This is a genomic window from Thauera aminoaromatica S2, assembly GCF_000310185.1.
Lineage (GTDB): Bacteria > Pseudomonadota > Gammaproteobacteria > Burkholderiales > Rhodocyclaceae > Thauera > Thauera aminoaromatica.
Window position 1 is genome coordinate 1 of sequence record NZ_AMXD01000183.1, and the last position, 6,111, is coordinate 6,111.

The following is a 6,111-nucleotide window of genomic DNA, read 5'->3' on the forward strand; positions in this document are numbered from 1 at the left end:
GCCCGGCGACGCGTTGCGGCGGGCCGAACGCATCGCGGAGGAGGCCGCGTCAGGCCGCGCGCGCGGCCTCGCCGGCTGCCGCATCCTCGGCAGCGAGCGTGGCGCAGCCACAGCCGGCGGCGCGCGTCTCGCCTTCGGCGAGTGGGCGCAGCGTGCACGAATCGACGTCGAAGCCGATCGTCGCCAGATGAAAGGCGAGCGCGGCATCCATGCCGTTCACGTGATTCACGAACCAGGCCGGCAGCTCTTCCATCAGTCGGCGGCCAAGGAAGTGGTCGCCGCGCTCGACGCGCTTGCGGATGTCGGCCATCACCGCGAGCACGCGGTCATGCTCGGCGCGATGGCAGCCGGGAAAGTCGACCGCTTCCATCCAGCCGTTCTCGAGATCGAAGTGGGCCTTCGCATGCTCGATGAGCGCGTCGAGCGCACGCAGGAAATCATCGGGCGCGGCGTTGGCCGCGGCGTTGTAGCACTCGACGAACTCGCGATGGGTCTCGTCCATCGGGGCGAGGTTGTTGTCGAGATCGGCGCTCCAGGCAAGGCTAGGCATCGGTGTTCCTCACTTGACGATCTTGAGATGGCTGCCGCGCGGCGGGCGCGCGGGGGGCTGCGGCTCCGCGGAGCGCTCGCGACGCAGTTCGGCGGTGGTGTCGCTCATGTCCTGGACGACGTCGGCGGACGGATCCTGCACCGCCACGGACGCATCCTCCACCGCCTCGAGCTCGGGCTCGAAGGCCATGCCCTGCCCGTTCTCGCGTGCGTAGATCGCGACCACGTTGGCCACCGGGATCACCAGCGAATGCGCGGCACCGCCGAAACGGGCCTGGAAGCTGATGAAGTCGTTGGCCATTTGCAGCTGGCCGGTGGCGTCGGGCGAAAGGTTCAGCACGATCTGGCCGTCGCGCGCGTAACCGGGCGGCACCCGGGTGTCCTCGTCCACCAGCGTGGCGAGATAGGGCGTGAAACCCTGATCCACGCACCATTCCCAGATGGCGCGCAACAGGTATGGCTTGGTCGAGACGGTGCTCATCGGCTCTCCGGTGGCCGTGCCACGCCCCTGCGGGCGCCGCACGGCCTGACTGCGGTCGTGCGGCTCAGCGCCGCATGACCTTTTCGGACGGGGTCAGCGCGTCGATGAATCCCTGACGGCTGAAGATGCGTTCGGCGTACTTCATCAGCGGCGCAGCAGCCTTGGGCAGTTCGATGCCGTAGTGCTCGAGGCGCCACAGCAGCGGGGCGATCGCGACGTCGAGCATGGAGAACTCCTCGCCGAGCATGTATTTCTGCTTGGTAAACACCGGCGCGAGCTGGGTGAGATGGTCGCGCACGTGGGCGCGCACCTTGTCCACGCCCTTCTGCGCGGCCTCCAGGGCCTCCAGGTGGGTGAACAGCTCCTGCTCGAAAGTGTGCAACAGCTGGCGGGCACGCGCACGCATGATCGGGTCGGGTGGCATCAGCTGCGGATGCGGGAAGCGCTCGTCGATGTACTCGTTGATGATGTTGGCCTCGTAGAGCACGAGGTCGCGATCGACCAGCACCGGCACGCGGTTGTACGGGTTGATGACGGCGATGTCTTCGGGCTTGTTGTAGAGGTCGACGTCGATGACCTCGAAGTCCATGCCTTTTTCGAACAGCACGATCCGGCAACGATGACTGAAGGGATCGGTCGTGCCGGAATACAGGTTCATCATGGTGTTACGACTCCGGAATTCAAAAGCAAAAGCGCACCACGCGGGTCCGCGTGGTGCGTCAGGGTCAGGACCGCGCTAGCCGGCCCGGAGGGCCGCGGCGACAGGAATCAATGAATGTCCTTCCAGTAGTTCTTCTTCAGCGCGTAGCTGAGCACGAACATGCCGGCGAGGAAGATCAGCACGAGGGCGCCGATCGACTTGCGCTTCTCGGCCACCGGCTCGCCCATCCAGACCAGGAAGGAGACGAGGTCGGCGACCGCCTTGTCGTACTCCTGGACCGACAGCTTGCCCGGCTTGACGAGTTCGAGGGCCGTCGTCGTCGTGCCGTCCGCATTCTGCGTGATCTTGGCGACCTGCTCGCCCTGCAGCTGCCAGAACACGTGCGGCATGGCCACGTTGGCGAAGATGGCATTGTTCCAGCCGGTCGGGCGGCTCGGGTCGCGGTAGAACTGGCGCAGATAGGTATACAGCCAGTCGGCCCCGCTGCCGTCCGCCGAGGCGCGCTGCCGCGCCACCAGCGTCAGGTCGGGCGGCGCGACGCCGAACCACCCCTTGGACTCCGCCGGCCGCATCGCGATCTTCATCAGGTCGCCGACGCGCTCGCCGGTGAACATTAGGTTGTCGCGGATCTCCGCCTCGGAGAGGCCGATGTTCTGCAGCTGGTTGTAGCGCACGAAGCTGGCGCTATGGCAGTTCATGCAGTAATTGACGAACAGCTTGGCGCCGTGCTGCAGCGCGGCCGGCTCGCTGCTCACCGGCGCCTTGTCCAGATGCACGCTGGCACCGGCGGCCATCGCCACGGCCGGCGCGAACAGCGCCACGGCCGCGAACCGCTTGATGAAGTTGATCACTCGCGTTTTCATTTGAAGTTCACCCTTTCCGGTTCGGGTTTGCACTTGTCGAGCTTGCTGTACCACGGCATCAGCAGGAAGAAGGCGAAGTAGATCACCGAGCAGATCTGCGACACCAGCGTGCGACCCGGGGTCGGGGGCAGAACACCCAGGTAACCCAGGATGAAGAAGGCGATCACGAAGACGACCAGCACCATCTTGAAGATCGGCCCCTTGTAGCGGATCGACTTGACGGGGCTGCGGTCCAGCCAGGGCAGGAAGGCGATGATCACCACCGACGCGCCCATGGCCACCACGCCCCAGAACTTCGCATCGAGACCGAACAGCGGATAGGTCACGGCGCGCAGGATCGAATAGAAGGGGGTGAAATACCACACCGGCGCGATGTGCGGCGGGGTCTTCAGCGGATCGGCCGGGATGAAGTTGTTGAACTCGAGGAAGTAGCCACCGCCCTCGGGCATGAAGAACACGACCGCGCTGAAGAAGAACAGGAAGACGACGACGCCGACGATGTCCTTCACCGTGTAGTACGGGTGGAAGGGGATGCCGTCGAGCGGCTTGCCGGTCGCATCCTTCTTCTTCTTGATCTCGACACCATCGGGGTTGTTGGAGCCGACTTCGTGCAGCGCGACGATGTGCGCGAGCACCAGGCCGATCAGCACCAGCGGCACGGCGATGACGTGGAAGGAGAAGAAGCGGTTCAGCGTGGCGTCGGAGACGACGTAGTCGCCGCGGATCACCAGCGACAGGTCCGGACCGATCACCGGGATCGCCGAGAACAGGTTCACGATCACCTGGGCGCCCCAGAACGACATCTGGCCCCACGGCAGCAGATAGCCCATGAACGCCTCGGCCATCAACACCAGGAAGATCAGCGTGCCGAAGACCCAGATCAACTCGCGCGGCTTGCGATAAGAGCCATAGAGCAGGCCGCGGAACATGTGCAGATACACGACGATGAAGAAGGCCGACGCACCGGTCGAGTGCAGGTAGCGGATCAGCCAGCCGCCCGGCACCTCGCGCATGATGTACTCGACGCTGGCGAACGCCACCGGAACGCCCGACGCGTTGAGCGAGGCGTCCGGCTTGTAGTGCATCACCAGGAAGATGCCGGTGAGGATCTGGATCACCAGCACCAGCAGGGCCAGCGAGCCGAAGAAGTACCAGAAGTTGAAGTTCTTCGGCGCGTAGTACTCGGACAGGTGCGCCTTCCAGGTCGACGTGAGCGGGAAGCGCTCGTCGATCCAGTTGAGAACGGCTTGGGATTTGGTCGTCATCGCTTATGCCTTCCCGTCATCGCCAACAAGGATTTTGGTGTCCGCGAGATACTGGTGCGGCGGCACCTCGAGATTGTCCGGCGCGGGCATGCTGCTATACACGCGGCCGGCCAGATCGAAGATCGAGCCGTGACAGGGGCACAGGAAGCCACCCGGCCAGTCGGCGCCCATGCCGCTGTCCGCGCCCACCTTGAACTTCTCGGAGGGCGAGCAGCCGAGGTGGGTGCAGATGCCGACCGTGACCAGGTACTCCGGCTTGATCGAGCGGTGCTTGTTCTTGGCGTACTCGGGCTGCTGCGGCTTCACGGAGTTGGGGTCGCTGACCTTTTCGTCCGTCTTGTCGAGCGAGGCGAGCATCTCGGGCGTGCGGCGCAGGATCCACACCGGCTTGCCACGCCACTCCACCGTCATCATCTCGCCCGGCTTCAGCTTGCTGACGTCCGCCTCCACCGGCGCACCGGCCGCCTTCGCGCGTTCGGACGGCGTCAGGCTGGCGACGAACGGCACCGCGGTCGCCACTGCGGCGACGCCACCTGCGGCGGACGTCGCCAGCAGCAGGGTGCGGCGGCTGCTGTCCATTTTCTGATCAACGCTCATGAGCCTCTTCCCAAAAAGGAAAACGAAAGACCTGGATACAAATAACCATCCGATTATATCGAAGACGCTGCAGCAGAGAAAGCGCGACGGGCCGATCGCCAGCCGGAACAAGGCCTTCGGCACGAAAACCGACACCGATCAGGAACCGCCCGGGGCATGCGTTGCTGCATTGCAGCAACGGAAATTCAGACCGCGCGGCGCTCGATCAGAGCCTGGCCGATGGTGCCGATGTCGGTATGCTCGAGCTCGCCGCCGACCGGGACGCCGCGCGACAGCCGGCTGACCTTGACCCCGCGCGCGCCGAGCAGGCTCGCGACGGTGTGCGCGGTGGCCTCGCCCTCGTTGGTGAAGTTGGTGGCGAGGATGACCTCGCGCACCCCCTCCTCGGTGGCGCGCGCGATCAGCTTGTCCAGGCGCAGTTCGCGCGGCCCGACGCCATCGAGCGGCGAAAGCCGGCCCATCAGCACGTAGTAGAGGCCGTTGTAGGACTGCGTCTGCTCGATCATGGCGAGATCGGCCGGCATCTCCACCACGCACAGCAGCGCGGCGTCGCGGCGCGGATTGGCGCAGCGCGGACACACCTCGTCCTCGGTGAAGCTGTTGCAGCGCGCGCAATGGCGCAGCACCTCGAGCGCATGCAGCAGGGCATTGCCCAGCCGCGCCGCGCCGCGCTGATCACGCTGCAGCAGATGATAGGCCATGCGCTGCGCCGACTTGGGGCCGACCCCGGGCAGGCAGCGCAGTGCCTCGATCAGTTCGTCGAGGCTGGAAGGCGACATCGGCCCGCCGCTCAGAACGGCAGCTTCATGCCCGGCGGCAGGTTCAGCCCGGCGGTGACGCTGGACATCTTCTCCTGGGTGGCCGCCTCGACCTTGCGCACGGCGTCGTTGAGCGCTGCGGCGACGAGGTCCTCGAGCATCTCGCGGTCGTCCATGACCGACTCGTCGATGGACACCCGGCGCACGTCGTACTTGCAGGTCATCTGCACCTTGACCATGCCGGCGCCGGACTGCCCCTCGACCTCGATCGAGCCGAGCTGGTCCTGCATCTTCTTCATGTTTTCCTGCATCTGCTGGGCCTGCTTCATCAGGCCCGCGATACCGCCTTTCATCATGATGGTGTTCTCCGTCGGATCGGTTGTCGGGTGGGGTCGATCGGGAGGGCGCGCCTCCCGGCATCGAAGGGGTTCAAAGGGGTTTCACCGTGTTCTCGACGAGCGTGGCGTCGAAACGTTCGATCAGCTCGCGCACGAAGGGGTCGGCCTCGAGCGCTGCGACCGCCTCGGCATGGCGGACCTGGCGCTCGATCGCGTCGCGCTGCGCGGGGGTCTGTCCGGAGATGTCGCCGATCGCGATGCGCACCGCGAGCGTGCGTCCGAGCGCGGCGCACAGCACGTCCTGCAGGCGCTCGACCGCGCCGCGATTCATGTCGAGCAGGTGGCGGTGCGCGGTCGACAGGCGCAGCTGCAGCACGCCATCGCCACACTCGACCCATTCGCAGTGCTGGGCAAGCTCGCGCACCAGTCCGCCGAGCCCGAGCGCGCGGATCAGGCCGCGCCAGTCGCCGAGCGCAAGCAGCGCCGCGGCATCGCCACTGGCGGCGGGCGCATCCTGGGTCGGCGCAGCCGGAGACGTCGCCGGCTCGGGCGCGCGCACCGCGGGAAGGGGCGCGGACCGCGACGGGACTTCCTCCGCC

At 66.1% G+C, this 6,111-nt stretch carries 9 protein-coding genes; all 9 read right to left on the minus strand.

The window, feature by feature from the left end; translation table 11 throughout:
* Positions 1–49: 49 nt before the first annotated feature.
* Positions 50–550 carry a hemerythrin domain-containing protein gene (locus tag C665_RS17820; RefSeq protein ID WP_004325180.1) on the minus strand — a complete coding sequence of 167 codons (501 nt, stop codon included), beginning with the start codon at positions 548–550 and terminating at the stop codon, positions 50–52.
* Between the two features lie 9 nt (positions 551–559).
* A complete protein-coding gene (locus C665_RS17825) occupies positions 560–1,030 on the minus strand; it encodes a ClpXP protease specificity-enhancing factor (RefSeq protein WP_004325183.1) in 471 nt (156 codons plus the stop codon).
* Between the two features lie 64 nt (positions 1,031–1,094).
* Complete coding sequence (locus C665_RS17830) at positions 1,095–1,691, minus strand: glutathione S-transferase N-terminal domain-containing protein (RefSeq protein ID WP_004325185.1); 597 nt, start codon at positions 1,689–1,691, stop codon at positions 1,095–1,097.
* A 107-nt stretch (positions 1,692–1,798) separates the two neighbouring features.
* Entirely contained in the window at positions 1,799–2,554 is a 756-nt protein-coding gene (locus C665_RS17835) for a cytochrome c1 (protein WP_004325187.1), read from the minus strand.
* A complete protein-coding gene (locus tag C665_RS17840) occupies positions 2,551–3,819 on the minus strand; it encodes a cytochrome b (protein WP_004325188.1) in 1,269 nt (422 codons plus the stop codon). The genes C665_RS17835 and C665_RS17840 overlap by 4 nt, the downstream gene beginning before the upstream one ends.
* Before the next feature lie 3 nt (positions 3,820–3,822).
* A complete protein-coding gene (gene petA, locus C665_RS17845) occupies positions 3,823–4,416 on the minus strand; it encodes a ubiquinol-cytochrome c reductase iron-sulfur subunit (protein WP_004325190.1) in 594 nt (197 codons plus the stop codon).
* Positions 4,417–4,601: 185 nt separating this feature from the next.
* Positions 4,602–5,195 (minus strand): recombination mediator RecR, encoded by a 594-nt coding sequence (recR, locus tag C665_RS17850; protein ID WP_004325192.1) that lies wholly within the window; start codon positions 5,193–5,195, stop codon positions 4,602–4,604.
* Between the two features lie 11 nt (positions 5,196–5,206).
* Positions 5,207–5,530 carry a YbaB/EbfC family nucleoid-associated protein gene (locus C665_RS17855; RefSeq protein WP_004325193.1) on the minus strand — a complete coding sequence of 108 codons (324 nt, stop codon included), beginning with the start codon at positions 5,528–5,530 and terminating at the stop codon, positions 5,207–5,209.
* 73 nt (positions 5,531–5,603) lie between these two features.
* Positions 5,604–6,111, minus strand: a 508-nt coding sequence (locus tag C665_RS17860) for a DNA polymerase III subunit gamma/tau C-terminal domain-containing protein (RefSeq protein ID WP_004325194.1), incomplete at its 5' end; no start/stop codon positions are given.